Source organism: Nocardia sp. NPDC051911 (assembly GCF_040681035.1).
Lineage (GTDB): Bacteria > Actinomycetota > Actinomycetes > Mycobacteriales > Mycobacteriaceae > Nocardia > Nocardia sichangensis.
In genome coordinates this window covers 96,661-119,570 of record NZ_JBFAXY010000008.1, presented here as the reverse complement: position 1 = coordinate 119,570, position 22,910 = coordinate 96,661, and the positions used below count along the sequence as shown (strand labels likewise).

Below are 22,910 nucleotides of genomic sequence, written 5' to 3'. Positions count from 1 at the left end.
GTCGAGTCACGGCGGCAGTGATGTCGAGCTGCGGCGACGCGCCGCGTTATTCCGGCCAAGTGCCGGTGAGCGATTCGTAGCCCGTCGCGCCCGCGCGGTCGATCGCGGCCTTGACCAGGCCGAAAACCGCGCCCTGCAATGCCGCGGCGAAAAGCACCTCGCGCCAGGAATGATCCCGCGCGGTCGACGTCGGGGCCTGCCGCTCACCGGTGATCTGCTTCCACACCTTGGTGAACACGGCGTTCGCCGCGAGGCCGCCGAGCACGCTGATCAGCAGGCCGAGTGGTTTGTAGAGCGTCTTCATCGTCGCCTCCGCACGATCTGCCAGACCACGGCCGCGAGCACCGCCGCGCCGAGGGCCGCGGGAATCGGATGGGCGCGCAGTGCGCCACCGGCCTGCCTGCCGCGTTCGGCCACCGGCTCCGGTGTGGCCGCCGCCACTCGGTGGACGAGGTCGGCCGCGCCCGTCCTGGCCTGCTGGGCCTTGTCCGCGACGGTGAGCGCCGCCTCGGACGCCGCGTGCTGAGTCGCCTCGACGACGTCGTGCGCCTTCTCCTTGCTGCGCGCGGGCACATCGAGTTTGTGGCCCAGCTCTTCGACGGTGCGGCCGAGATCCGCCCTGGCCTGGTCGCGGTCGCGCCGCAGGGCCGCGACGTCGTCGGTGGGCCGGTCGGCCCCGGGTCGGCTGTCACTCATCCCCGCCTCCTGTCCTTGATCACCTCGATGTCCTCGCGAATGCCCTCGACCGCTTCCTGCGGGATCGGCGGATTCGCCTCTTCGACGCTCTTCTTCCCGGCCAGACCGAGCGCCGCCGCGACCACCAGCAGCGCGCCCGCGACGATCAGCGCGGACGCCCAGCCCGGCAGCACCTCGGTGAGGCCGAGCACCGCCGCCGTGACCAACGCCGCCCCGCCGTAGAACGCCAGTAGCGCCGCCACGCCCGCCAGGCCCGCTCCGAAGCCGAACCGTTTGCCCTTCTCCCGCATCTCGACGCGAGCGAGCTGGAGTTCGTCGCGGATGAGCCGGGACACCTGGGTGGTGGCGTCCTCGACCAGTTCGCTGACCGACCGTGCGTTCGCGGGCGGGCGAACCTGTGTCGTCCCGGTCATGAGACCTCCTTCGGCATGTCACACCTCCTGCCCGGCGACTACCCGCGCGTCCGAATTCCAATCGGAGGCCGCGGCCGGTCCGGCGGGGGAGGGGTGTGCGACGCGCGAAGCGGCCGGCGCCAGACCGTAGCTCGCGCTGAAACCGAAGCCGTTGCGGCGCAAGCCGAATCGCTACGAGGTCATTCGATGTACGGGCCGAGCTGCGGAATCGCCTCGATCGGGTGCCGCGCCCGCAAGCCCGCGCCGACGTCCTGGAAGTGCCAGGCGCCCTCGGTGCGACGCACTCGGCCGAGCACCAGGCCGGTGTGCGAGCCGCCGCCGGTCAGCTCGTGGCGGGCGAGCTGGGTGCCCGCCACGGTGTCGATCACTCGGCAGTACGCGTTCGCGATCCGCTCGAAGGTCTGGCCGGTGTAGCAGGTGATGAGGAACAACACCGTCGTCACCTGCGCGGCGAGGCGGGACAGATCGACGCTGATGATCTCGTCGTCGCCCTCGCCTTCTCCGGTGATGCTGTCGCCGTGCAGGCGGACGGCCCCGTCGGTCGAGCTGAGCTGCTCGTGGTACACGACGTCGACGAGCCGGTCCGCGGCGAAGAGCAAGGCCGCGACGTTGAGATCGATCTCCTCGCGCCGGCCGAAGAAGCGCGAACGGGTGGCCGGATCCCAGCCGAGCGCCACGGTGACGTGTTCGAGCGGGACGCCACGATCGTCGCGGAGCTCGGTGCGCATCGGTGATCTCCTCTGCGTCGGAAAGCGGGCGCGGGCGCGGCGGCCTCCGGCGCGTCCGCCGACGTTCCGGGCCGAAACCATCGGAACGACTTCGGCGGACCAGGAGCGTACCCGTTTTCGGTTCGAATATGGCGAGAATCCAATCCGCGAGACGGTGCGCCGCGAAGTCAAGGCATGCGGGTTGGCACGAGACAGGTGCGCCCAGACCGCGGTGCGGGTCCATCCACGCATGGTCGTACGCCTGCGGAGTCGGCGGTCCGTTCGCGCGTCGAGGTCGCGGCGAGGCCGCGATCGGCGCACCCAGGGCTGCCGGTCGGGTCGGTCGAAGGTGACCGGCGATGACCGGCGCCGAGCCGTGTCGCGCGAATCTGCTCGATCTGGCGTACCCGTACGCGATGGACGCGGTGGCCGAGATCGAGCGCAGGCGCATCGAAAACCGCGTCGCGACAGCCGAATCCGGCACCGCAGCGGCGTTCGCCGGCGCGGTGCGGCGTATCCGGGACACGTTGGCGGCACTGAGCGCGACCGCCGCGGTGAATCCGCCAACCACCCTCGAGTCGAAGATCCTGCGGGCGATCGATGATTCGAGTCCGAGCGCGGACCAGCGCGGCCGACCACGCAGCGCATAGCCACCGTGGTGCTCAGCTGAGCGGCGCTCCGGTCGCCGGTGTCGCGCGGGAACTTCCCGGCTGGTCGCAGCCTTCGAGGGTCGAGCGCGCCACCTCCTCGACGACGTCGTCGATCTCCCCGCGCGCCCGCAGCGCAGCGATCTGTCGGTGCGCGCCGTTGCCGCGCGCGAGCAGGCGGCCGAACGCCTCGTCGACGAATCGGCGGTCGCCCGCGTCCTCCAGCGCGGGCGCGGCGTAGTCGATCAGCCGGCACAGCAGGTCGCGCACGGGCGCCACCGTGCCGTCACGAGGGTCGACGCCGTCTCCGGCCAGCCCCGAACGCGCTGCCTTCCAGTACGCCGCCCGCAACATCTCCGCGGGCACCTGCGGCGCGAGCTGCCGCGCCGCCAACGATCTCTCCGCCATCACGACGACGGCGCGCACCAGCGCGGCCAAGAGCGCGGTCTCCTCGACGGTCGCCGGAATATCGCTGACCCGTATCTCGACGGTCGGGAACGAGACCGAGGGGCGGACGTCCCAATAGACCATCTGCTTGTCCAGGATGCTGCCGCTGTTGAGCATCATCGCGACCATCGCCTCGTAGTGCCGCGCGGATTCGAAGTACGGAGGCGGTCCAGCGCTGGGCCAGCGCCGCCACAGGATGCTGCGCCAGCTGGCGAAGCCGGTCTCGGTGCCGCGGTAGATGGCGGAGTTCGCGGTCATCGCGAGCAGTTGCGGCAGCCACGGCCGCAGGTGGTTGCTGACCTGGATCGCGGTTTCGACGTCGGGGATGCCGATGTGCACGTGACAGCCCGACAGCCCCTGCTCGTGGGCGAGCATGCCGAAGTTCTCTTCGATGCGCTGGTAGCGCGGGGTGTCGGTGACCGGGAACTCGTGCGGGACGGTGGGCGGGATGCCGACCGCGAGCAAGCGGGCGTCGTTGCGCTCGGCGCAGGCGGCGATGCCACGGCGCAGGTCGCGCAACTGCTGGTGCAGTGCGCCGATATCGGTGTGGACCGCGGTGCTGGTCTCCACCTGACAACGGGTGAGTTCGAGTTGCAGGTCGATGCCGAGTTCCTCCGCGGTACGCGCCACCTCGACATTGCGTGCCAGCGGTTCGCCGGTGCGCGGGTCGACGAGCAGGAACTCCTCTTCCACCCCGATGGTCAGCCGCCCATCGTCCATGGATTGGCATTACCCACGGGCCGACGGGCTAGTCAACCGAACGAGTCGCGTTCGCCGATCAGTTGCCGGTCGGCTTCGACGCGATTTGAACGGCCGGAGGGCGGCAACGCGAACGACGGGGGGCCGCAGGAGTTGTCGCATGTTTCGGATCGCTGCACGTGTCGCCGCTACCGGGGGCTGCGTCGTGATCGTCGCTGCTGCCGGCGCGGGGGTGGCCGCCGCGGGACCGACGTTGTCGGCGGACAGCCAGGAGGAGGGCGCCATCGCGGTGGGCAGCCAGCCGCCGTCGGAGAACTGGAACTGTGTGTTGATCGGCTCGGCCGAGGCGGCCGGTCCCCGGGTGGACATGGCCGGGACCGGCGAGAGCCGGGGCGGGTTCGCGGAGGGCAGTACCGTGGCCGCGGCCTGTGCCGGGCCGCAGTGGCCGGTGGTGGCCATGACGACCGGTGTCACATCGCTCGACGATGCCGACTGATCTATCCGCGCGTCCCACGGGCGGTGCTACGGGAACAGCGCTGGGCGGGTAGGGCTCGATACTCTCGCTCCCATGCGGATCGTCGTCCTCGGCTCGGGCATTTCGGGTCTGTCCACCGCGGCCGAACTGCTCCGAGCCCGGCACGAGGTCATCGTCGTCAGCGCCGAGCCGATCACGGCGACGACGTCCTTCCTGGCCGCGGCGGTCTGGTTTCCGACCGCCGCCGGTCCCGCCGATCGCGTGCTGGCCTGGAGCGAGACAACTTTCGAGCACTTGGCGGCGCTGGCCGCCGCCGAAGCGCCGGGCGTGCGGATGTGCGCGTCCATGGCGCTGTATCGCGACGAGCCCGCGATTCCCGCGTGGTCGCGGTCGGTGCGCTCGTTCCGGCAGGCCGATCGGGTGGACCTGCCTCCGGACTACGGATTCGGATTCCGTTTCGAAGTTCCTTTGGTGGAGATGCCGACCTACCTGCCGTTCTTGAGCGCGCAGGTGGACGCGGCAGGCGCGCGTCGCGTGCCGCGTGCTGTGCGGAGCCTCGATGATCTCGCGGACCTGTCGCCGGACGTCGTGGTGAACTGCGCCGGTCTGCGGGCCGCCGAGTTGGTGGGCGACCCGGAGGCGTATCCGATCCGCGGCCAGATCGTGCGGGTCGCGAACCCCGGGCTGTCGGTGTCGGTCCGCGACGAAGCCCATCCGCTCGGTCGCGCCTACGTCCATCCCCGCGCGAACGATTGCGTCCTGGGCGGTTCGCTGGACACCGGCGAGTGGGACACCGCGCCCGACCCCGACCTCACCCGATCTATCCTGCGGCGCTGCCGCGATCTGGTCCCAGGGCTCGACGGCAGTGAGGTGCTGGACGCCGTGGTGGGACTGCGCCCCGGTCGCCGGGAGGTCCGCGTGGAACTCGACACCGCCGTGCTACCCGGCACGCCCGTCGTCCACAACTACGGCCACGGCGGCTCCGGCATCACCATCGGCCACGGATGCGCGCTGGAGAGCGCCGCGCTCGTAGCGGCGTTGTGAGCAGCGGCCGGTGCGTCGGTCGCGCTCAGTTGGCGTAACTGCGCGCCACCACCGAGTTCAGCGTCTCGAGGAATTCGCTGAGCACGCCGGGCTCGACCCGATCGCGCGCGGTGCGCCGTCCGGGGGAATCCGTGGCGGGTGCGGCGAGGCCCGCGTCGACGCTGTCGCGCAGGACGGCGTGCACCGCTTCGATCGGGATGCCCGCCTGGGCGCATCGGGTCGCCGCGTGCTCGAACCGGCCCAGCGCGAGACTGCCCGCCGCCTCGGCCGCGTCGACCAGGACGAGGGCCAGTTCCAAGCCCATTCTGATCAGCGCGTCGGGACCGCCGCGATGGGCGCCACGAGTGAATCTCGCGGACACTTCGGTGATGTCCCGATCTTCTTCGTGCGGGCCGATGTTCATGGCCCTCCCTCCGCGCGGCGACCCTGCTGCCACCGACGTTACGACGGGGATCGAAAGAATTCGACCGCGCGATGACGACTTGTGAGGCTTCACAGACGCGCGTCGCCCGGTTCGGGTGGTGTCCCCAACCGGAGGCTTGGACCTCGGCACGCCGACCCGGTCAAGTTACCGTGGAGTACTTTCCGCGATCGGGGAGGGAAGGAGTCACATGTCCATCACCGATTCGGCAGGCCCGGATCTGACCCTGTCGGGCCGCCCGGCCAGTTCTTCACTGCGAGACGTGCGGAATCTGTCGCGCAAGATGGTCGGCCATTTCATCGAGACCGTCGCGCACTGCCGGACGCTCCCCGGTGAGGCGCTCAACGGCGACATCACCAACATCACCCGCCTGTGCCTGGAACTGGCCGTCAGCATGCTCGACGGCAGTGACATCCCGGAGAAGACCCTCCTGCTGCGCAACGCCGCGGCGGGCTGGGCGCGAGAAGGCATTCCGATCGACACCATCCACCACGCCGTGCACGAGGGATTCAAGCTCGGCTTCGACCTGATCGTGGCGAACGCGACCGCCGCGGACTTCGACAGTCTCAAGGAGATCAGCCGCCGCCTGCTGGAGATCCTGGACACCATCACCTCGACCGTCTCGCGGGCCTACGTGACCGAGTTGCGCGCCGTGGTCGGCGAGCACCACACGGCCGCGCACACCCTCGCTTCGGCCCTGCTCGGCGGGCACCCCACCTTCACCATGGCCCGCGAATGCGGCATCCAGATCGCCGACTCGTATTCCGTTGTCGCCCTGGCGATTCCGCCGCACCCGGAAGAGCGCAACCCGCATCTCGACGGTGCGGTGGTCGCGCGGCGGAAGCTGCGCCGAGTGCAATCCGAACTCGCCACCCGCTGCGGTGAATCGGTGTTGTCGCTGCTCAGCGTCGACGGCGGCACCATCCTGTTACCGTCCGCGTCGCCGGAGGACAAGTCGCTGGACGAACTGGTGGACAGTCTCGGCCGCGCCGCGCAGGTGCCGATCGTCGCGACGGTGATCGCCGCGACCCCGGTCGAAGTGCCGACGGCCGCCGACCGCGCGCACGAGCTGCTGGACATGGTGCAACGGCTGCGCTGGACCCGCGGACTGTTCCGCTTCGACGACCTCGCGCTCGAATATCAGCTCACCCGGCCCGGACCCGGACTGGAGACCCTGCGCACACTGCTCGACCCACTCGACGAGCACCCCGAACTACTCGAGACGCTCAAACGTCATATCGGTACGAATCTCAATCGCCAGCGCACGGCGCGATCGCTGCACATCCACACCAACACCGTGGACTACCGGCTCAAGCGCATCGGTCAGCTCACCGGTTTCGACCCCGCCCAGGCATCCGGGGTGTGGTACCTGCGTGCGGCGTTGGTCGCCCGCAGCTACCGGGACTCCGAGGACGAATCGCCGGTCGGTGCGTGGGCGGGGGCGGTCTCCTCATAGGTTCGGCGCACCACTTCATCGTCGCCGAGCAGGGCATGGACCGTCTCGGGGGTCCAGCGCCGGTCGGCGCCGGGCCGAGTGGCGAGGTAACCCGCGGTCGCGCGGGCGGACCAGCCGTGTGCCGCGCGCAGGCCCGCGGCCAGATACCGCAGGTAGGCGGCGGCGGGCGGATTGCCCCGAACGTCGCGACAACGCCACGGGGCGGTGAAGGTGAGCACCGGGTACCCGGCGTGCGTTCCCGCGCAGACCAACGTTTCGTAGCGTCCCGGGCCGAGAGTCATTGTTCCCTGCGCGATCGCATCGCTGAGATCCATGTCCGCCCCCGGGACGCGATACATCTCTTGCGCCACGATGTCGGAGAACTGGGCGGTGGTGAGCAAGTGGGCGTGCACGGCCATCTCGCCCGGGCAGTCGGGGTCGTAGAAAGCGCGGCCGCCGGTCCAGGTCAACGATTCGGTGGCGAAATACAGCACGCCCCGGAGCAGGAGGGGCGTCGAGCGGATCGGGTCGGCGTTGTCGCGGCAGCCGGGCAGGGTGAGTGTTCCGCCTGCGGGCTTGCCACCGCGAAGATAGGTCCGCAGCCTGGCCAGACTCATATTCGAGCCGTACGCGGCGTACCAGACCGGATCCGTGCGCACGGGCGGCTCGGACCGACTCACGTCCGGTCGCGCGCCGGGCGCTGTCGCGCCGTCGGTATGCCAGGCCGTCATGGCACCCATTCTCGACTGTTCGCGACGTGGCGCCCACCTGACATTTCCGGCCGAGGGACGCGGTCGGCCGCCTGCGCATCGTCATTCCTTGCCCGTCGGCCGGGTGGGTGCCCGTGTGCGCGGACCGAGTGCTTCACCGGTTGCGCGCCACGCCGCCGCCCGCGGCGCACCGGGCCAGCGCTTCCGCGGGCCCGGACGGAGGAGCTTGCCGACGCCAGATGACGCGGAATTCCCGGGTGAGCACGACGGAGTCGGCCGTCGGTACCTCGACGAGGGCCGCGCTGTCCAGATCGGGCGCCGCGATCAACCGGCTCAGCACCGCGGGTGCGACTCCGGCCCGCGCCGACGCGACGATCGCCGCCGCCGAGCCCAGTTCGGCGGCCGGGTGGGCAGGCTGGCACTCCGCGCCCAGGATTTCCCATACCGTGTCGCGGGTGCCGGATCCGGGCTCGCGCCACAGCAGGGGAGTGGTCGCGAGTTCGCGCAATGTCACCGGCCGTCGGCGGTGTGCCCACCGGTGGCCGGGCGCGACCACGACAACCAGATCGTCGGCGCCGAGCACTCGGCTGCCGAGTCCGGGCGGCGGGTGCGGTCCCTCCACGAAACCGATGTCCGCCCTGGCGTTGCGGACCAGTTCCTCGACATGCCGGGTGTTGTCGACTTCGAGGGATACCGCCACCTCCGGATAGGACTCGCGGAAAGCGTCGAGCCACTGCGGAATGCGATGGTCGGCGATGGTCTTCGACGCGGCGATCCGCAGGTGTGGCACCTGAGCGGCATGCAGCGCGGCCACACCCGCGCCGAAGGCCCGCGCCGCGTCGAGCACGGCTTGCGCGTGCTCCACAACCGAGCGCCCCGCGTCGGTGAGCGCCGACCCGGTGGGCCCGCGATCCAGCAGCCGTAGCCGTAGCCGTCGTTCCAGGGCGCTGATCCGCATGCTCGCGGCGGGCTGGCTGATGCCGTGCCTGCGCGCGGCCGCGCCGAGGCTGCCCGACTCCGCGACGGAGACCAGCAGGTCGAGCACCTCCAGATCAGGTGTTCCTGGCGGCAGCGTCATGGGCAGATTATGAGCCTGCTGCGATGGCGCGGCATTCCCCGCCCCATCAGCGCGGCTTATGAGGTGCTGTCGTCCCGACGGCTACCCGGACAGATCGTTTGCCGCGATCGTTGTCGAAATGACGCATCTTCGCCGGCACGGGCCCGGCCTTCTGGTGGCAGCGGTGCTCGCCACCGCCGCGACTTTCCTGGGCGCGGTGTGGCCCGTCCTCGGCGTGCCCGTGCTCGCCCTGGCCGGTGGCGCGATGTTCGGTGTTTTCGCACGCCGCACCGGGGACGAGCGATTCACTCCCGGGCTGGCCTCGGCGCAGCAACGATTGCTCGGCGCCGCCATCGTCCTGCTCGGTCTCGGGTTGCCCGTCGGCGCGGTGGTCGGCGTGGGCCGCGGCACCATAGTCGTACTGATCGGCACATTGCTCGTCGGCGCCCTGGCCGCGCTGGTCGTCGGCAGGCTGCTGGCCCTGGACCGGGATTCCGCCATCCTGGTGGCGGTGGGCACCACCATCTGCGGGGCCTCCGCCATCGCCGCCGCCACGGCGGTCATCAAGCCCGACCGCGAGCGGACCGCCTACGCACTCGGCACCATCTTCGTCTTCAATGTCGTCGCGGTGCTGGTCTATCCGCCGCTGGGCCACCTGCTCGGCATGTCCGAGCAGGCATTCGGCTTGTGGGCGGGCACCGCCATCAACGACACGTCCTCGGTGCTCGCCGCCGGCGTGGCGTTCGGATCCGCCGCCGCGCATTTCGCCGTCATCGTCAAGCTGGTGCGCAGTCTGGCGATCATCCCGCTGTGCGTCGGATTGCACTTCGGAGCCCGGCGCGATTCCGGCGTCACGCCACTGTGGCGCACCATTCCGCTGTTCGTGGTGCTGTTCCTCGCCGCGTCGGCCCTCGCCGCCACCGGCGTGATCCGGCCCTCGTGGACGACCGCCCTGAGCCATGTGAGCGCCTGGCTGATCGCCGCCGTCCTGGCCGTCGTCGGCACCACCCTCACGCCGCAGCGCCTACGCACCGCAGGCCATCGCCCCCTGCTCTTCGGCGGCATCCTCTCCGTCATCCTCGGAATCTCCAGCCTCGCGCTGCAATTCGCCACCGGCTGGCGGTGAGCAACATACGAATTGTGGCGGCGGCTCGGCGGACACGGTTGCCGCCACCTACGCCCATACACGTAATCGCGAACCGTCCTGCGGTCGGATGTCGCCGCCGTCGCGCGGGCCTACCGTTGCCCTATGACGTGGAACGAGATGAGCCAGAGCAAATACGTGCGGCTGACCACCTTCAAGAAGGACGGGACGCCGGTCGGCACACCCGTGTGGGTGGCTCCGGATGGTGACCGGATCGTCGTGTGGACCAATCCCGAGACCTGGAAGGTCAAGCGGATCCGCCGCAATCCGGACGTCACGCTGCAGGTCTGCGACGGGCGCGGCCGACCGACGGCAGCGGAGGTCCTGCCGGGCAGCGCGCGCATTCTCGACGCGGACGGCACCCAGCGCGTGCGCGATGTGGTCGCGGACAAGTACGGGATCATCGGCAAGCTCGCCATTCGCGGGCACAAGCTGCTGCGCGGCGCGAACGCGTCCGTCGGGATCGCGATCGCTCCGAAGGCGACAGTCGATCCTGCCTAAGCGGATTCGGCGAGACCGGCCGAGCGCCAGATGTCCGCGAGATCGTCGAGCGGGATCGAGAGCGCCTGTGCCAATGCCACCACCGTGCCGAAAGCCGGCGAGGGCAACCGTCCGGTCTCGATCTTGCGCAGCGTCTCCGGTGAGATCCCGGCGGCGTGGGCGACGTCGGTGAGTTCGCGGTTCGCGCGGGCCGCGCGCAGGGCGGCGCCCAAGCGGCGACCCGACTCGATCTGCGCGGGGGTCAACGGGAGGCGGACCATGCGCTCAGGCTACGGACGGCAGTGCGAGGTCGCAAGACGGATTGGTATTAAAATACCGGCGCAGCTAGGGTGGTATTAAAATACCGGCGCACTGGAGGAATGATGGTCGAGTTGAAGAGTCCCGCGGAGATCGCGCGGATGCGAGTGGCGGGGCGCTTCGTCGCAGACGTGCTCGCCGAGTTGCGCGACCGGGCGCGGGTAGGGGTGAACCTGCTCGACCTGGAAGCCCACGTCCGAGAACGCATCCGCGCGCGCGGAGCCCAGTCCTGCTACTGGGACTACGCGCCCTCGTTCGGGCGAGGACCGTTTCGCAATACCGTCTGCCTGTCGGTGAACGACGCTGTGCTGCACGGACTTCCGTTCGACTATGCCTTGCGCGACGGCGACGTGCTGACCATGGACCTCGCGGTCGGCATCGAAGGCTGGGTCGCGGACGCGGCGACCACGGTCGTGGTCGGCTCGGCCGCCGAGGAGGACGTTCGGCTGGTGCGGGCGACCGAGGAGGCGCTGACCGCGGCGATCACGGTCGCGGTGCCGGGCAACCGGATCGGCGACATCTCCGCCGCCATCGCCGAGGTGGCGCGGGCGTACGGCTATCCGGTGAACACCGAATTCGGCGGTCACGGCCTCGGCCGCACCATGCACGAGGACCCGCACGTGCCCAACGACGGCCGCCCGGGGCGCGGCTATGGGTTGCGCCCCGGACTCACCATCGCGATTGAACCGTGGTTCGCGCGCACCACCGACCGCATCGTCACCGATCCGGATGGCTGGACCATCCGTTCGGCCGACGGCTCCCGCACCGCGCACTCCGAGCACACCATCGCGATCACTCCGGACGGGCCACAGGTGCTGACCGCGGCGTGAGGGTCTAAGTCTCCGACAGCCAGGAAGACAGCTCGTCGGAGGCGCGTAAGTCGTCGGCGATGTACGCGCGTTCCTCGGCGGACAGTTCCATCGCGCGCAACTCCGCCCGGAATCCATCGGCTCCGCCGGGGTCGCCGGTCGCGACGGCGAGTTCGGCGAGCGCCGCCAGTGCCCGCGCCACGTCGAGCCGGGGCGCTTCGCTGCGGAACCGGCCGAGACCGACCTCGAGCACGCGGAACGCGGCCTTGTCGTCGGTCTTGAAATCGCGCAGGATGCGGGCGTTGTCCAGCACTCTGGACAGCCCGTCCAGCTCCTTCGATCCGCCGTACTCCACCTTCGGGGGTTCGTCGCGCTGGATGTAGATCACCTGGTTGCCCGCCGGATCGATGACGGTGAACCGGGACTGCCCCGGCCGGAAGCGGGTGATCCGGGGCAGGCCCTTGGCGGGGATCTTGCCGTAGCGGCTGCGCAGCGCCGCGGAGAAGGCTCGATGCCTGCTCGCGACGTCGTCGACCATCACGAGGCAGCCTGCGCGTTCGGCGGGGATGTCGGCGTCCTTCGGCGCGGGCACGAAGTGCAGGGCGCAACCGTGGTCCTCCACCGCTCCGTAGACGTAGGGACGGGTCTGCTCATGGGTCACCGTGTAGCCCAGCGTCCGGTAGAAGTCGAGCGTGTCGGTCAGGTCGCTGGTCCAGAGTTGCGGTACCGCCGTGTCGGCCATGAAAACTCCCATTTACCTGCGGTAGTCAATTTTGACTAGGTGAGCGTAGCGATGGTTTTCGCCGGAAGTCAAACTTGACTACCATGCGATCTCGGAGCGGAAGGAGTTCGCGATGTCGGTGGTGCGCCTGCTCGTGCTGGGGGTGATGCGCCTGCGTCAGCCCGTGCACGGCTACGCGGTGCGTCAGGAGCTGCTGTCCTGGCGGGCCGAAACCTGGACGAACGTCAAGCCCGGCTCGATCTATCACGCTCTCAAGCAGCTCACCCGCGAGGGCAAGCTGAGCGCGTTCGGCACCCAGACCAGCGACCAGGGCCCTGGGCGCACGCTGTTCGAGCTGACCGAGGCGGGAGAGGCCGAGTTCCGCGGGCTCATGGACGAGGCGCTGGTCAGCATCGATATGGAGGAACTGGGCGCTGCCATCGCCTTCATGGACGCGCTGCCCAGGGCGCACGTCATCGCGAAATTGCGGGAACAGCGCCGCCGCAGCGAGGAAGTGCGCGCCGACCTGCTCGCCATGATCCCGGACTTCCCCGGGCGGTACGAAGCGCCGCACGCGACCGATCTGCTGGAGCTGTGGAGTGGCGTGTTCGAGAACCTGTCGAAGTGGACCGACGGAGTACTGGCGCGTCTGGAAGCGGGGGAGTACCGACTGCCGGAGTGAATGTTCGGCACGAACCCGCGCCTTTCCCGCGTCGCTCACCGCACCGGGATGCGGGATACGCTGCCCGCATGACGAATTCGCTGGACGCCGTCGCCAAGGCCGACTACGTGCTGCTGACCACCTTCCGCAAGGACGGATCGCCCGTCGGCACCGCGGTGTGGGCGGTGTCCGAGAACGGCAAACTGTACGTTTGGACCGTGACCGACAGCTGGAAAGTCAAGCGCTTGCGCCGCAATCCGGCGGTCAGCGTGCAACCGTGCAGCGCGACCGGCAAGCCGTACGGCGCGGTGGTCGAAGGAACCGGACGGATCCTCGATGCCGAGGGCACGGAGCGGGTCCGCAAGCTGCTGCGGCGCAAGTACCGGCTCACCGGTCCCCTCGTCATCCTCGGCAGCAACCTGCGGCGCGGCAAGTCCGGAACCATCGGCATCGAGATCGACCTCGCGGCCTGACCCGCCGCGCTCAGGTCGCCTGGCTGACCGACGACATGTGGAAGTCCGGAATCCGCAAGGGCGGCATCGCGGTCCGGGTGAACCAGTCCTTCCATTCCCGCGGCAGCGTGAGCTCGGTGGCGCCCGCCTCGCTCACCCGCCGGAGCACATCCAGCGGGCTCTCGTTGAACCGGAAGTTGTTCACCGCGGCGGTGACCTCGCCGTTCTCCACGAGATACACCCCGTCCCTGGTGAGACCGGTGAGCAGCAGCGTCGCCGGATCGACCTCACGGATGTACCACAGGGTGGTCAGCAGCAAGCCGCGCTCGGTACGCGCGATCATGTCGTCGATCGTGGCGTCGGAACCGCCGGTGAGCAGCAGGTTGTCGCCGGGAACCGTGGCGGGTGCGTCGAACTCGGCGGCGGTGGCGCGCGGATAGATCAGCGCGGAGATCACGCCGTCGCGCAGCCAGTCCACGCGCTCCGCGGTCAGGCCGTTGTCGAACACCGACATCGATTCCGACGACGCGGTCGCCGCCACGAACGGCTGGTATTCCAGTCCGGGCGCGTGCGGATCGGAGTAGAGCGTGAGCGGGATATCGCTCAGTCGCTCGCCGACCCGGGTCCCGCCCGCTCGCGCGAACGCCGTGTGGCCTTCCTGCGCGCCCCTGCCCTCCATCGACCAGGCCAGGTAGATCATCAGGTCGGCCACGGTGGAGGGCGGCAGCAGCGTCTCGTAGCGGCCCGCGGGCAGCTCGACCTTGCGCTTGGCCCAGTCCAGGCGGCGGGAAAGGTCCGCGAGCAAGCCGGATACGTCGACGTCGGTGAAGTCCGCGGTACCCACCCCGACCCACGCGCTGGCCAGATCCGCGCCCTCGCCGCGTTTGCCGTTGATCTCCACCGAACCGGTGGGTTGCACGAAGCGGCGCCGGATGCCGGTCGAGGTGCCCAGCCAGGTGGTGTGCATCTGGTGATGGGCGAAGCCGTAGAGGCGGTCGGCGCTGTCGAATCCGGCGGACAGGCCCTCGGCCAGATCGGTGAACACCTCGATGCCGGTGCCGGTCGCCGGGGCGGCCCAGTCTTGGTCGACGGTGTCGGGCTCCAGCAGCGGCATCGCGTCGCGCGCGGGTTCGGCGCCGCGCGCGGCCTCCTCGCTGGCGCGCACGACGGCCTCGATGTCGTCGGGGTCGACGCTGGACGAGGCGATGGTGCCGACGCGGGCCAGCGTGGGCCCCTCGCGGAACACCGAGATCACCGCCCATTTGCGCGACACCGACGACCCGTTGGTGGTCATGGAGTTGCCCGCCCAGCGCAGTGACGCCTCGTGCTCGTCACGGACGATCACCATGGCCTCGTCGGCGCGCGACAGCGCCAGCGCGCGCTCCACGGTGACGCCGGCGGGGAACAGATCGTCGCTCACTGGCCTGCCTCCGTCCGGGTGTTGAGAATGTTGACGCCGCGCACCAGGACCGACGGGCAGCCGTGGCTGACCGCGGCGACCTGGCCCGGCTGCGCTTTCCCGCAGTTGAACGCGCCACCGAGCTGCCAGGTCGACGGCCCGCCGACCGCTTCCATCGCGCCCCAGAAGTCGGTGGTGGTGGCCTGGTAGGCGACATCGCGCACCTGGCCGTCGAGCTTGCCGCCGCGGATGCGGAAGAACCGCTGGCCGGTGAACTGGAAGTTGTAGCGCTGCATGTCGATCGACCAGGACCGGTCGCCGACGATGTAGAGGCCGTCGTCCACCCGCGAGATGAGTTCCTCGGTGCTGGTATCGCGGTCGGGATCCGGTTGCAGTGACACGTTGGCCATGCGCTGGATCGGCACGTGATGCGCCGAATCCGCGTACGAGCAGCCGTTGGACCGCTCCAGGCCGAGGCGCGGCGCGAACACCCGGTCCAGTTGATAGCCGACCAGGATGCCGCCGCGGACCAGATCCCAGCGCTGCCCGGCGACGCCCTCGTCGTCGTAGCCGACCGTGGCCAGCCCGTGCGACTCGGTGCGGTCACCGGTCACGTGCATGATCGGCGTGCCGTAGCGCAGTGACCCGAGCTGGTCCGGAGTGGCGAACGAGGTTCCCGCGTAAGCGGACTCGTAGCCGATGGCGCGGTCGTACTCGGTGGCGTGGCCGATGGATTCGTGGATGGTCAGCCACAGGTTGGTCGGATCGATGACGAGGTCGGTCGGCCCGGCCTGCACGCTGGGCGCCTTCACCTTCTCGGCCAGCCACTCCGGAATCCGGGCCAGTTCGCCGTCCCAGTCCCACATGCCGTCGGCCCCGGTGACGTACTCCCATCCGCGGCCGACCGGTGCGGCGAGCGTGCGCATGGTCTCGAACACACCTGCCGACGCGTCCACGGTGATCGCTTCGAGGCTCGGGTGCAGCCGCACCCGTTGCTGGACGATCGAGGAGCCTGCGGTGTCGGCGTAGAAGGTCTGCTCCTTGACCTGCAACACGCTCGCGGTGACGTGATCCACTCCGTCGGCGTGCGACAGGCGCTCCGAATAGTCCTGCAGCAGCGCGACCTTCTCGCCGGTCGGGACGGCGAACGGGTCGACATCGTAGGCCGACACCCAGCGCGCGTCGGCGTAACGCGGCTCGTCGGCCAGCTCGACGCGTTCGCGGTTGAGTGCCCGCAGCGTGGTCGCGACCGTGACGGCGGTGCGCGCCACTTCGGCGGCGGTACCGGGCGTGAGCGCGGCGTGCGACGCGAAACCCCATGTGCCGTCCACGATCACCCGCACGGCGAAGCCGAGTTCGGTGCTGTCGGTGACGGCCTCCACGCGCCCGTCGCGCAACCGGATCGATTGGGTCACCAGGCGGTGCACCCGCAGGTCGGCGTGCTCGGCACCGGCCGCCGTGGCCGCGGCCAGTGCGGCGTCGGCGAGCGCGGCCAGTGGCAGGCCGAGGAACTCGGCGTCCACGTCTCTGGAAGTCGCGATGCTCACCCGCACCAACCTAGTCGGTCTCGCCGCGCGTGCGCGGTGATCACACGCCGTGCGACAGCGCATCGGGTGCCGATTCGCGCGCGATGCGTAGTGGCGCTGGGTGAACGGCGCGCGCGACACTCGGGCTTTACCGCGTGTTGCTCGCCGGATGCCGTACTGTGCCCGCGTGCCGCCATCCGCCCTCCGTGACCGTAAACGCGAACGTACCCGCCGAGCCATTCTGGAAGCCGCAGCCGAGCTGTTCGAGACGAGCGGCTACGAGGAGACCACGGTGGCCGACATCGCCGCGGCGGCGGACGTCGGCACACGCACGTTCTTCAACTATTTCGCGAGCAAGGAAGAGCTGCTCTTCCCGGAATCCGACGAGCGGGTGCGCGCCGCGGTGGCGGCCATCGCCAGCAGACGTCCGGGCGAACGGCCGGTGGAGGTCGTGCTGCGCGGGCTGCGCGCGGCGGGTGACAACCCCGGCGAGCACCTCGTCGACGACCTCCATGCCCGGATCGGGGCGCTGCGCGCCCAGGTGTCGCGGACGGTGCCCGCGGTGAGCGGCCGCGCCGCGCACGCCCAGCTGGTCACTCAACGCGAGATCGCCAGGCAGTTGCACAAGGCGTTCCCCGCCGAGCTCGACGAGGTCGGCGCCGCCGCGTTGGTCGGCGCGGTCGTCGGTGCGGTGTCGGGTGCGTTGACGGTGCTGTTCCAGCGACCGGTGGCGGGAGTCGAGGACGGCGAGCGCCTGCAGCGCGAGATCCACGAGACCACCTCGCGGGTGCTGCAACCGTGGCTGGCCACCCAGCACCCCCAACCGGTGGGCTGATCAGCCGAACTGCTGCCAGCCCAAGCGGATCACCATCCCGATCACCACCACCAGCAGCACGACGCGGACGAACTCGGCGCCCTTCCGCAGCGCCATGCGCGCGCCGACCACGGCACCGAGGACATTCGCGACGGCCATCCCCGCGCCGAGTGCCAAGAGAATGTGCCCGGTCGCCCCGAAGAAGAGCAGAGCGCCGAGGTTGGAGCCGCAGTTGATCACCTTCGCCATCGCGGCGGCCCGCACGAACTCGGTCCCGAGCAGGGTCGCGAAGGTGATGATCAAGAACGTCCCGGTGCCGGGCCCGAGCAAGCCGTCATAGAAGCCGATCAACCCGGCCGCCAACGCCACCGTGAGGACGACCTTCCGCCTGGTGGGTGGATGCGTGGCCAGGGTGACGCCGATCGACGGACGCAGCGTGACCACGACCGCGACACCGACCAGCACCACCATGACGATCGGAATGAACAGTTCCCGGTCGATCAGCGAGACCGCGGCCGCGCCCAGTGCCGCCGCCCCCGCGGCGATCACCGCCGCGGGCAGCAGCACCCGCCAGCGCATCGGCACCTTGCGAGCGAAGGTCAGCACCGAGGCGCTGGTCCCGGCGACCGCGGCGAGCTTGTTGGTGCCCAGCGCGGTCTGCGGCGCGATCCATGGGGCCACCACGAACAACGTCGGCAGCACGATCAGCCCGCCGCCACCCACCACCGCGTCCACCCAGCCCGCCGCCGTCGCCGCGGTCAACAAAACCGCCCAGTCTCCGATCTCCACCCGGTCAGACAACCAGACCGCGGATCCGGACCCTGCCCGGTGCCGGGGACGGGCAGTCGTCGGCTGGGCCGGGTCGCCCGCGTGCCGAGGCCACCTACTCTGATCCGGTGCGTCGTTTCAGTCTGTGGCTCCGGGGCAAGCCCGTCGTGGCCGACTCGGCGCTGGCGGCGATCTTCGTGCTGCTCGAGATCATCGGGGTGGGGAACGCGCACAACAAGCTCGCCTACCTGGCCATCGGGGTGCTGCTTCCGCTGCCGCTCGCCCTGCGGCGGGTGTATCCCCGGGCCATGGCGGCGGCTACTTTGGCGTTGTCGCTGACCGAGACGCTGGTCGGCTTCCTGGTCCAGGACGACGCGGACCACATCGCACAGCTGTCCCACGGCATCATGCTGTACACGCTGGTCGCTTACGTCGGCAGGCGGGACGGACTGTGGTACGGGCTCGGCCTGGTGGTGGATCTCGTGCTCTCGATCGTCGCGATCGGCAAGCCGTCCGGGTCCGACAGCGTGTTCACCGCCATGTTCTACGCCTTGTGCTGGACGCTCGCGGAGTTCATCGGCGCGCGGCACGCCTACGACGCCGAGGTGGCGGCCCGGCTCGCGGTCGCCGACTACGACAAGGAACGTCGCGCGCACGACGCCGTCGCGGCCGAACGCACCCGCATCGCGCGGGAACTGCACGACGTGGTCGCCCACGCAGTGAGTGTGATCATCGTGCAGGCCGACGGGGCGAAGTACGCGCTGCGCCGCGACCCGGACGCGGCCGAGCAGGCGCTCGCCACCATCGCGAGCACCGGCCGAGAGGCGCTGCGCGAACTGCGCAGAACCGTGGCCCTGCTGCGCACGGAGCACGCGCCCGACCAGTTGCCCCAGCACGGCACCGCGGGCATCGCCAAGGTCGTGGAGATGATGCGCGGCACCGGCCTGGCCGTCGAGCTGGAATTGACCGGCGAACTCGACGACATCGCGCCGGAGGTCAGTCTCGGCGTGCACCGCATCGTGCAGGAATCGCTGACCAACACGCTGCGGCATGCCGGTCCGCATCCGAAGGCGTGGGTGCGGGTGCGCCGCACCGATGCCGACGTGCTGATCGACGTCACGGACACCGGTGGGGCGTCGCCGACGGAACCGGGCGCGCGCATCCAGGGCAGCGGTCTCGGCTTGGTGGGGATGCGTGAACGCGTCGCCGTGCTCGGCGGCAGCCTGGACGCGGGCCGCCACGCGGACGGAGCCTGGCGGGTGCACGCCAGCATCCCGCTGCGTTCCGACCCGGCGGACTGAACGAGCCGCCCGGCCGCTCGTTGCGTGAAAAGTAATGAGCAGCAGTGGAATTCGGCCCATGTCGACCGGTAGGCGAGACCGGCGCCGCAGCTGCCGCCCGGCGCGGCGAAGCGGCCACGTTACATTGGGGAACGTGCCGATCACCGTGCTCGTCGTCGATGACCAGGAACTCATGCGGATGGGATTGAAGATGGTGCTCGGCGCGCACCCGGACATCGAAGTGATCGGCGAGGCGGCCAACGGCGCGGCCGCGGTCACCACGGCGGCGGAACTGCGTCCCGACGTGGTGCTGATGGACGTGCGGATGCCCGTGGTGGACGGGGTCGTCGCCACGACCCGCATCGTGGAGGCCGGGCACGGCAGCCGGGTGCTCGTCATGACGACCTTCGATCTCGACGAGCACGCGCTCGGCGCGCTGCGGGCGGGGGCGAGCGGATTCCTGTTGAAGGACACCCCGCCGGAGGATCTCGTCTCGGCCATCCGCAGCGTCGCCGCCGGTGACGCCGTGGTGTCGCCGAAGGTCACCAAACGTCTGCTGGACCGGCTCATCGCGGAGAACCCGGCGCGCACCCGCGACCCGGGCGTGCTCGATGTGCTCACCGCCCGCGAACGTGAGGTGCTCGAGCAGATCGCGGCAGGCCGCTCCAACGCGGAGATCGCCGAGCAGTTGTACCTCTCGGAGGCCACGGTCAAGACACACGTGGGCCGGGTGCTGACCAAACTCGGTCTGCGCGATCGGGTTCAGGCAGTCGTGCTCGCCTACGAGACCGGGCTGGTGCGGCCGGGCGGATGACGGCGCGGGCTCTCAGCGACCTATCAGGCGAATCAGGGAGAAAAAACTGGGCGCGAGACGTTGACCGGGGTAGATCGTCCGAAAGGATCGCCATGCCCGCCTTGTTGTTCGTGCTGTACGTCGTCGTGGAAATCGCCGCGCTGGTCACGGTCGGTCAGCTGATCGGCGCGTTGCCGACCATTCTGCTGCTGATCGCCGGATCGGGAGCGGGCATGCTGCTGGTCGGTTCGCAGGGGCGGCGGGTGTTCGAGCAGTTCCGCCGGGCCGCGCGCGGGGAAGTGGCGCCAGGGACCGCCGTGGCGGACGGCGCCCTGGTCGCGGCGGGCGGTGTGCTGATGTTCGTACCCGGCCTGGTCACCTCGCTGTTCGGTCTGCTCCTGCTGCTGCCGCCCACGCGGTTGCCGGCGCGTCCAGTGCTGGCGGCCTTCGCCGCACGGCGCTTCGGCAAGCTGGTCGCGACCGGGCCTTACCGTGGGGTCGTCGTCGACGGTGGTGACGTGGTGGACGGCGTCGTCGTGGGGCAGTGGTACGACGACGGTCAGGGCAACGCGCGCCGCGCGATCCCCTCGGCCTGAGTGAACTCGCCGCACCCGGTTCCGTGTCGCGCCGCGAAGGGCTATCGTGACGCGATGACCACCGAGCAACTCACCGTGACGGTGAGCGAAGAGCTGGCCGCCGCGGTGAAACGAGCGGCCGCCGCTGCGGGACAGTCGATTTCCGGATTCACGGCCGCGGCGCTGCGCCTGGAGCTGATCGCCGTGGAGGCGGGCTGCCTGCCCGCGGCGGCCGGGAGAACCGGCGATACGCCGCCGGAATACGCGGAGGTGATGGCGGTGCTCGCGCAACCGGAGGATCTGGACCGCCACTCCGTGCTGAACGCCTGACCGAAACCGCCGAATCGGGCATGGGGCAGACTGGTGCCTCGTGAGTACCCAGTTGCTGATCGGCGGCCGTTTCTACAGTGCCAGTTCACCCGACGCCACGGCGATGGCGGTGAGCGACGGAACCGTCGTCTGGCTGGGCGCCGAGCAACCCGGACGGGCGCTGCATCCGGATGCCGAGATCGTCGACCTCCACGGCGCCTTCGTCGCGCCCGCGTTCGTCGATCCGCATGTGCACGTCACCGCGCTGGGCCTGAAACTGACCGGGCTCGACCTGTCGGCCGCCCGGTCGCTCGAACACTGCCTGCGGCTGCTGCGGGAGTTCGCCGAGGCGCACCCCGACGGCGCGGTACTGGGTGACGGCTGGGACGAGACCACCTGGCCGGAGGGACGGCCGCCCACCGTCGAGGAGATCGACGCGGCGGCGGGTGCGGGCAGGCAGGTCTATCTCTCGCGCGTGGACGCGCACTCCGCGGTGGCGTCCTCGGCGCTGCTGAACGCGCTGCCCGGGCTGGCGGCGACCGACGGATTCACCCGAGGCGAGCCCGTGCGTGCCGCCGCCCACCACTTGGTGCGCGCCGCCGCGCTCGCCGGATTGACTCGGGCACAACGGGATCGAGCGCGCGCCGCAGCGCTGGACCATGCCGCCGCGCGCGGTGTCGTCGCGGTCCACGAATGCGCGGGGCCGGAGATCGCGGGCCGTGACGACGTCCGCGAACTGCTCGAATTCGAGCACGGCGTCCAGGTGCGGGCCTACTGGGGCGAGGCGGTGCGCAGCGCCGAGCAGGCTCGCGCCCTGATCGGCGAACTCGGCGTGCACGCACTCGGCGGCGACCTGTTCGTCGACGGCTCCTTCGGATCGCGCACCGCGTGGCTGCGCGCACCCTACTCCGACGAATCCGGCTGCGGCCGAAGCTATCTCGATGTCGAGGCGATCGCGAATCACGTCCGCGCCTGCACCGTCGCGGGCATCCAGGCCGGATTCCACGTGATCGGCGACGCCGCAATGGATGCCGTGGTCGCCGGTGTCGAACGGGTGGTCGCCGAACTCGGCGGTCCCGCCGTAGCGGCGCTGGGGCATCGCGTCGAACACGCCGAGCTCGTCGATGCCGAGCACATCTCCCGCCTGGCCCGCTGGGGCGTGATCGCCAGTGTGCAGCCGGGATTCGACGCCGCGTGGGGCGGAACCGACGGCATGTACGCGGCGCGGCTCGGCGCGGAGCGCGCCGCGGCGCTGAACCCGTTCGCCGCCATGGCCTCCGCGGGCGTGGCCCTGGCGATCGGTTCCGACGCCCCGGTCACCGCGCTCGATCCGTGGGCGGCGGTGCGTGCCGCCGCCGGGCACCGCACGCCCGGCCACGCCCTGTCCCCGCGGGCCGCCTTCGCCGCGGCAACGCGCGGCGCGTGGCGCGCGGGCGGAGTTCGCGACGGGGTGGCGGGCACACTGGTCCCCGGGGCGCCCGCCTCCTATGCGATCTGGGATGCCGGCGAACTGGTCGTCAGCGCGGCTGCCGACTCGGTGCAGCGCTGGTCCACCGACCCGCGGTCGCGCGTCCCTGGGTTGCCCGCGCTGGAGCCGGGCGCGCCGCTGCCCACGTGCCTGCGCACCGTGCACCGGGGAGTGACTATCTATGCGAAGTGAGCGCGCGATGGTGGAGTCCGCGACGGCTCCCGGCCGTCTCGTGCCCGGCGTTCGGGTGCGCGGGGCGGCTCGTGAGCGGCTCGGCTCGGGCCGGGCGTACAACACCCCTTGCCGAGTGCACTCTGTTCGTCCACGGCGGTCCGATGTGGCACTGCGTGCCAGTACTCCATCTTCTCCGTTTGCCGGACGCTCTCCGGTGTACCGCGGCGCCACCGCGGATCGGTGCGTGAGCCAGCCGCATAACCGAGCGTGGCGGCTCGCGATTTCGTACGCACCGGCTGGAACGCTCCGGTCTGTTCGACGGAGCGTGAGCGGAGAACCGATATCGCGTGCGCGGCGGCTAACGATTCAGTGGGGCCCGGCGATGAAAATATGGATACCCGATGACTCGCGTATCCGCCGTTTTCCGGCCCTCGCTCCCGGTCGGTCGGCCGTGTGGTGTGAATACAC

General features: G+C 70.3%; 28 protein-coding genes. 15 read left to right on the top strand and 13 right to left on the bottom strand.

Going from position 1 to position 22,910, the window contains the following annotated elements; genetic code table 11:
* Positions 1–46: 46 nt before the first annotated feature.
* The 4 genes from AB0L97_RS12410 to AB0L97_RS12395 form a co-directional block, all read right to left on the bottom strand.
* Positions 47–304, bottom strand: a complete 258-nt coding sequence (locus AB0L97_RS12410; RefSeq protein ID WP_355077613.1) for a DUF4235 domain-containing protein — start codon at positions 302–304, stop codon at positions 47–49.
* On the bottom strand, positions 301–696 hold the full coding sequence (locus AB0L97_RS12405; protein WP_364428235.1) for a DUF3618 domain-containing protein: 396 nt from the start codon (positions 694–696) through the stop codon (positions 301–303). The genes AB0L97_RS12410 and AB0L97_RS12405 overlap by 4 nt, the downstream gene beginning before the upstream one ends.
* Positions 693–1,109, bottom strand: a complete 417-nt coding sequence (locus AB0L97_RS12400) for a phage holin family protein (RefSeq protein WP_364428232.1) — start codon at positions 1,107–1,109, stop codon at positions 693–695. The genes AB0L97_RS12405 and AB0L97_RS12400 overlap by 4 nt, the downstream gene beginning before the upstream one ends.
* A gap of 179 nt (positions 1,110–1,288) precedes the next feature.
* A complete protein-coding gene (locus AB0L97_RS12395) occupies positions 1,289–1,837 on the bottom strand; it encodes a TerD family protein (RefSeq protein ID WP_364428229.1) in 549 nt (182 codons plus the stop codon).
* Between the two features lie 338 nt (positions 1,838–2,175).
* On the opposite strand from AB0L97_RS12395, the gene AB0L97_RS12390 reads away from it, so the two are divergent.
* Positions 2,176–2,466, top strand: coding sequence for a hypothetical protein (locus AB0L97_RS12390; protein WP_364428226.1), 291 nt, complete (start codon positions 2,176–2,178; stop codon positions 2,464–2,466).
* Positions 2,467–2,478: 12 nt separating this feature from the next.
* Here AB0L97_RS12390 and AB0L97_RS12385 read toward each other — a convergent pair whose 3' ends face one another.
* Positions 2,479–3,630 (bottom strand): glutamate--cysteine ligase, encoded by a 1,152-nt coding sequence (locus tag AB0L97_RS12385; protein WP_364428223.1) that lies wholly within the window; start codon positions 3,628–3,630, stop codon positions 2,479–2,481.
* A 139-nt stretch (positions 3,631–3,769) separates the two neighbouring features.
* On the opposite strand from AB0L97_RS12385, the gene AB0L97_RS12380 reads away from it, so the two are divergent.
* Together AB0L97_RS12380 and AB0L97_RS12375 are read left to right on the top strand one after the other, a co-directional pair.
* Positions 3,770–4,105: a hypothetical protein gene (locus tag AB0L97_RS12380; RefSeq protein WP_364428220.1), complete on the top strand. Its 336-nt coding sequence runs from the start codon at positions 3,770–3,772 to the stop codon at positions 4,103–4,105.
* A gap of 72 nt (positions 4,106–4,177) precedes the next feature.
* Positions 4,178–5,128: an FAD-dependent oxidoreductase gene (locus AB0L97_RS12375; protein ID WP_364428217.1), complete on the top strand. Its 951-nt coding sequence runs from the start codon at positions 4,178–4,180 to the stop codon at positions 5,126–5,128.
* A gap of 25 nt (positions 5,129–5,153) precedes the next feature.
* Here the strand turns inward: AB0L97_RS12375 and AB0L97_RS12370 are convergent, their stop codons facing one another.
* Positions 5,154–5,531, bottom strand: coding sequence for a hypothetical protein (locus AB0L97_RS12370; RefSeq protein WP_355077627.1), 378 nt, complete (start codon positions 5,529–5,531; stop codon positions 5,154–5,156).
* A 208-nt stretch (positions 5,532–5,739) separates the two neighbouring features.
* Between AB0L97_RS12370 and AB0L97_RS12365 the strand changes: the two genes are divergently transcribed.
* Positions 5,740–7,005 (top strand): helix-turn-helix domain-containing protein, encoded by a 1,266-nt coding sequence (locus AB0L97_RS12365; protein WP_355077629.1) that lies wholly within the window; start codon positions 5,740–5,742, stop codon positions 7,003–7,005.
* Here AB0L97_RS12365 and AB0L97_RS12360 read toward each other — a convergent pair.
* Both AB0L97_RS12360 and AB0L97_RS12355 read right to left on the bottom strand, forming a co-directional pair.
* Positions 6,945–7,715, bottom strand: a complete 771-nt coding sequence (locus AB0L97_RS12360; protein WP_364428212.1) for a histone deacetylase — start codon at positions 7,713–7,715, stop codon at positions 6,945–6,947. The two genes, AB0L97_RS12365 and AB0L97_RS12360, sit on opposite strands and share 61 nt — an antisense overlap.
* A gap of 133 nt (positions 7,716–7,848) precedes the next feature.
* Entirely contained in the window at positions 7,849–8,772 is a 924-nt protein-coding gene (locus AB0L97_RS12355) for a LysR substrate-binding domain-containing protein (RefSeq protein ID WP_364428209.1), read from the bottom strand.
* A gap of 118 nt (positions 8,773–8,890) precedes the next feature.
* Here AB0L97_RS12355 and AB0L97_RS12350 point away from each other — a divergent pair, with 118 nt between their 5' ends.
* Together AB0L97_RS12350 and AB0L97_RS12345 are read left to right on the top strand one after the other, a co-directional pair.
* Positions 8,891–9,877: a putative sulfate exporter family transporter gene (locus AB0L97_RS12350; RefSeq protein WP_364428206.1), complete on the top strand. Its 987-nt coding sequence runs from the start codon at positions 8,891–8,893 to the stop codon at positions 9,875–9,877.
* A 123-nt stretch (positions 9,878–10,000) separates the two neighbouring features.
* Entirely contained in the window at positions 10,001–10,396 is a 396-nt protein-coding gene (locus AB0L97_RS12345; RefSeq protein WP_356962108.1) for a PPOX class F420-dependent oxidoreductase, read from the top strand.
* Here AB0L97_RS12345 and AB0L97_RS12340 read toward each other — a convergent pair.
* Positions 10,393–10,656, bottom strand: coding sequence for a helix-turn-helix transcriptional regulator (locus tag AB0L97_RS12340; RefSeq protein ID WP_356962109.1), 264 nt, complete (start codon positions 10,654–10,656; stop codon positions 10,393–10,395). The genes AB0L97_RS12345 and AB0L97_RS12340 overlap by 4 nt on opposite strands.
* 102 nt (positions 10,657–10,758) lie before the next feature.
* Between AB0L97_RS12340 and map the strand changes: the two genes are divergently transcribed.
* Positions 10,759–11,523, top strand: coding sequence for a type I methionyl aminopeptidase (gene map, locus AB0L97_RS12335; RefSeq protein WP_364428201.1), 765 nt, complete (start codon positions 10,759–10,761; stop codon positions 11,521–11,523).
* A 4-nt stretch (positions 11,524–11,527) separates the two neighbouring features.
* On the opposite strand, the gene AB0L97_RS12330 is transcribed toward map, so the two are convergent.
* Positions 11,528–12,244 carry a glyoxalase gene (locus tag AB0L97_RS12330; RefSeq protein ID WP_364428198.1) on the bottom strand — a complete coding sequence of 239 codons (717 nt, stop codon included), beginning with the start codon at positions 12,242–12,244 and terminating at the stop codon, positions 11,528–11,530.
* 112 nt (positions 12,245–12,356) lie between these two features.
* Between AB0L97_RS12330 and AB0L97_RS12325 the strand changes: the two genes are divergently transcribed.
* Positions 12,357–12,905, top strand: coding sequence for a helix-turn-helix transcriptional regulator (locus AB0L97_RS12325; protein WP_355077641.1), 549 nt, complete (start codon positions 12,357–12,359; stop codon positions 12,903–12,905).
* 68 nt (positions 12,906–12,973) lie between these two features.
* On the top strand, positions 12,974–13,357 hold the full coding sequence (locus tag AB0L97_RS12320) for a PPOX class F420-dependent oxidoreductase (RefSeq protein WP_364428194.1): 384 nt from the start codon (positions 12,974–12,976) through the stop codon (positions 13,355–13,357).
* Positions 13,358–13,367: 10 nt separating this feature from the next.
* Here the strand turns inward: AB0L97_RS12320 and AB0L97_RS12315 are convergent, their stop codons facing one another.
* Together AB0L97_RS12315 and AB0L97_RS12310 are read right to left on the bottom strand one after the other, a co-directional pair.
* Positions 13,368–14,684, bottom strand: coding sequence for a metallopeptidase TldD-related protein (locus AB0L97_RS12315; protein ID WP_364428578.1), 1,317 nt, complete (start codon positions 14,682–14,684; stop codon positions 13,368–13,370).
* A 68-nt stretch (positions 14,685–14,752) separates the two neighbouring features.
* On the bottom strand, positions 14,753–16,276 hold the full coding sequence (locus AB0L97_RS12310; protein ID WP_364428575.1) for a TldD/PmbA family protein: 1,524 nt from the start codon (positions 16,274–16,276) through the stop codon (positions 14,753–14,755).
* A 172-nt stretch (positions 16,277–16,448) separates the two neighbouring features.
* Between AB0L97_RS12310 and AB0L97_RS12305 the strand changes: the two genes are divergently transcribed.
* Positions 16,449–17,096 (top strand): TetR family transcriptional regulator, encoded by a 648-nt coding sequence (locus AB0L97_RS12305; protein WP_356962114.1) that lies wholly within the window; start codon positions 16,449–16,451, stop codon positions 17,094–17,096.
* Here AB0L97_RS12305 and AB0L97_RS12300 read toward each other — a convergent pair whose 3' ends face one another.
* The gene (locus AB0L97_RS12300) at positions 17,097–17,864 is read right to left on the bottom strand and encodes a TSUP family transporter (protein ID WP_355077647.1); all 768 of its coding nucleotides are present in this window, start codon (positions 17,862–17,864) and stop codon (positions 17,097–17,099) included.
* Between the two features lie 107 nt (positions 17,865–17,971).
* Between AB0L97_RS12300 and AB0L97_RS12295 the strand changes: the two genes are divergently transcribed.
* From AB0L97_RS12295 to AB0L97_RS12275, 5 genes are all read left to right on the top strand, one after another.
* The gene (locus tag AB0L97_RS12295) at positions 17,972–19,144 is read left to right on the top strand and encodes a histidine kinase (protein WP_364428189.1); all 1,173 of its coding nucleotides are present in this window, start codon (positions 17,972–17,974) and stop codon (positions 19,142–19,144) included.
* 133 nt (positions 19,145–19,277) lie between these two features.
* A complete protein-coding gene (locus AB0L97_RS12290) occupies positions 19,278–19,937 on the top strand; it encodes a response regulator transcription factor (RefSeq protein ID WP_039798341.1) in 660 nt (219 codons plus the stop codon).
* A gap of 92 nt (positions 19,938–20,029) precedes the next feature.
* Positions 20,030–20,512, top strand: coding sequence for an FxsA family protein (locus AB0L97_RS12285; protein ID WP_364428185.1), 483 nt, complete (start codon positions 20,030–20,032; stop codon positions 20,510–20,512).
* A 54-nt stretch (positions 20,513–20,566) separates the two neighbouring features.
* Positions 20,567–20,821 carry a hypothetical protein gene (locus AB0L97_RS12280; protein ID WP_364428182.1) on the top strand — a complete coding sequence of 85 codons (255 nt, stop codon included), beginning with the start codon at positions 20,567–20,569 and terminating at the stop codon, positions 20,819–20,821.
* 40 nt (positions 20,822–20,861) lie between these two features.
* Positions 20,862–22,460, top strand: coding sequence for an amidohydrolase family protein (locus AB0L97_RS12275; RefSeq protein ID WP_364428179.1), 1,599 nt, complete (start codon positions 20,862–20,864; stop codon positions 22,458–22,460).
* The last annotated feature ends 450 nt before the right edge of the window (positions 22,461–22,910 follow it).

What these genes read in the sequence shown, in the direction of transcription:
- map (WP_364428201.1), top strand. Translation starts at nt 10,759, where the DNA reads ATGGTCGAGTTGAAGAGTCCCGCGGAGATCGCGCGGATGCGAGTGGCG.
- AB0L97_RS12395 (WP_364428229.1), bottom strand. Translation starts at nt 1,837, where the DNA reads ATGCGCACCGAGCTCCGCGACGATCGTGGCGTCCCGCTCGAACACGTC.
- AB0L97_RS12365 (WP_355077629.1), top strand. Translation starts at nt 5,740, where the DNA reads ATGTCCATCACCGATTCGGCAGGCCCGGATCTGACCCTGTCGGGCCGC.
- AB0L97_RS12315 (WP_364428578.1), bottom strand. Translation starts at nt 14,684, where the DNA reads ATGGTGATCGTCCGTGACGAGCACGAGGCGTCACTGCGCTGGGCGGGC.
- AB0L97_RS12405 (WP_364428235.1), bottom strand. Translation starts at nt 696, where the DNA reads ATGAGTGACAGCCGACCCGGGGCCGACCGGCCCACCGACGACGTCGCG.
- AB0L97_RS12325 (WP_355077641.1), top strand. Translation starts at nt 12,357, where the DNA reads ATGTCGGTGGTGCGCCTGCTCGTGCTGGGGGTGATGCGCCTGCGTCAG.
- AB0L97_RS12280 (WP_364428182.1), top strand. Translation starts at nt 20,567, where the DNA reads ATGACCACCGAGCAACTCACCGTGACGGTGAGCGAAGAGCTGGCCGCC.
- AB0L97_RS12360 (WP_364428212.1), bottom strand. Translation starts at nt 7,715, where the DNA reads ATGACGGCCTGGCATACCGACGGCGCGACAGCGCCCGGCGCGCGACCG.
- AB0L97_RS12330 (WP_364428198.1), bottom strand. Translation starts at nt 12,244, where the DNA reads ATGGCCGACACGGCGGTACCGCAACTCTGGACCAGCGACCTGACCGAC.
- AB0L97_RS12375 (WP_364428217.1), top strand. Translation starts at nt 4,178, where the DNA reads ATGCGGATCGTCGTCCTCGGCTCGGGCATTTCGGGTCTGTCCACCGCG.
- AB0L97_RS12345 (WP_356962108.1), top strand. Translation starts at nt 10,001, where the DNA reads ATGACGTGGAACGAGATGAGCCAGAGCAAATACGTGCGGCTGACCACC.
- AB0L97_RS12320 (WP_364428194.1), top strand. Translation starts at nt 12,974, where the DNA reads ATGACGAATTCGCTGGACGCCGTCGCCAAGGCCGACTACGTGCTGCTG.
- AB0L97_RS12410 (WP_355077613.1), bottom strand. Translation starts at nt 304, where the DNA reads ATGAAGACGCTCTACAAACCACTCGGCCTGCTGATCAGCGTGCTCGGC.
- AB0L97_RS12340 (WP_356962109.1), bottom strand. Translation starts at nt 10,656, where the DNA reads ATGGTCCGCCTCCCGTTGACCCCCGCGCAGATCGAGTCGGGTCGCCGC.
- AB0L97_RS12390 (WP_364428226.1), top strand. Translation starts at nt 2,176, where the DNA reads ATGACCGGCGCCGAGCCGTGTCGCGCGAATCTGCTCGATCTGGCGTAC.
- AB0L97_RS12385 (WP_364428223.1), bottom strand. Translation starts at nt 3,630, where the DNA reads ATGGACGATGGGCGGCTGACCATCGGGGTGGAAGAGGAGTTCCTGCTC.
- AB0L97_RS12285 (WP_364428185.1), top strand. Translation starts at nt 20,030, where the DNA reads ATGCCCGCCTTGTTGTTCGTGCTGTACGTCGTCGTGGAAATCGCCGCG.
- AB0L97_RS12355 (WP_364428209.1), bottom strand. Translation starts at nt 8,772, where the DNA reads ATGACGCTGCCGCCAGGAACACCTGATCTGGAGGTGCTCGACCTGCTG.
- AB0L97_RS12400 (WP_364428232.1), bottom strand. Translation starts at nt 1,109, where the DNA reads ATGACCGGGACGACACAGGTTCGCCCGCCCGCGAACGCACGGTCGGTC.
- AB0L97_RS12370 (WP_355077627.1), bottom strand. Translation starts at nt 5,531, where the DNA reads ATGAACATCGGCCCGCACGAAGAAGATCGGGACATCACCGAAGTGTCC.
- AB0L97_RS12350 (WP_364428206.1), top strand. Translation starts at nt 8,891, where the DNA reads ATGACGCATCTTCGCCGGCACGGGCCCGGCCTTCTGGTGGCAGCGGTG.
- AB0L97_RS12380 (WP_364428220.1), top strand. Translation starts at nt 3,770, where the DNA reads ATGTTTCGGATCGCTGCACGTGTCGCCGCTACCGGGGGCTGCGTCGTG.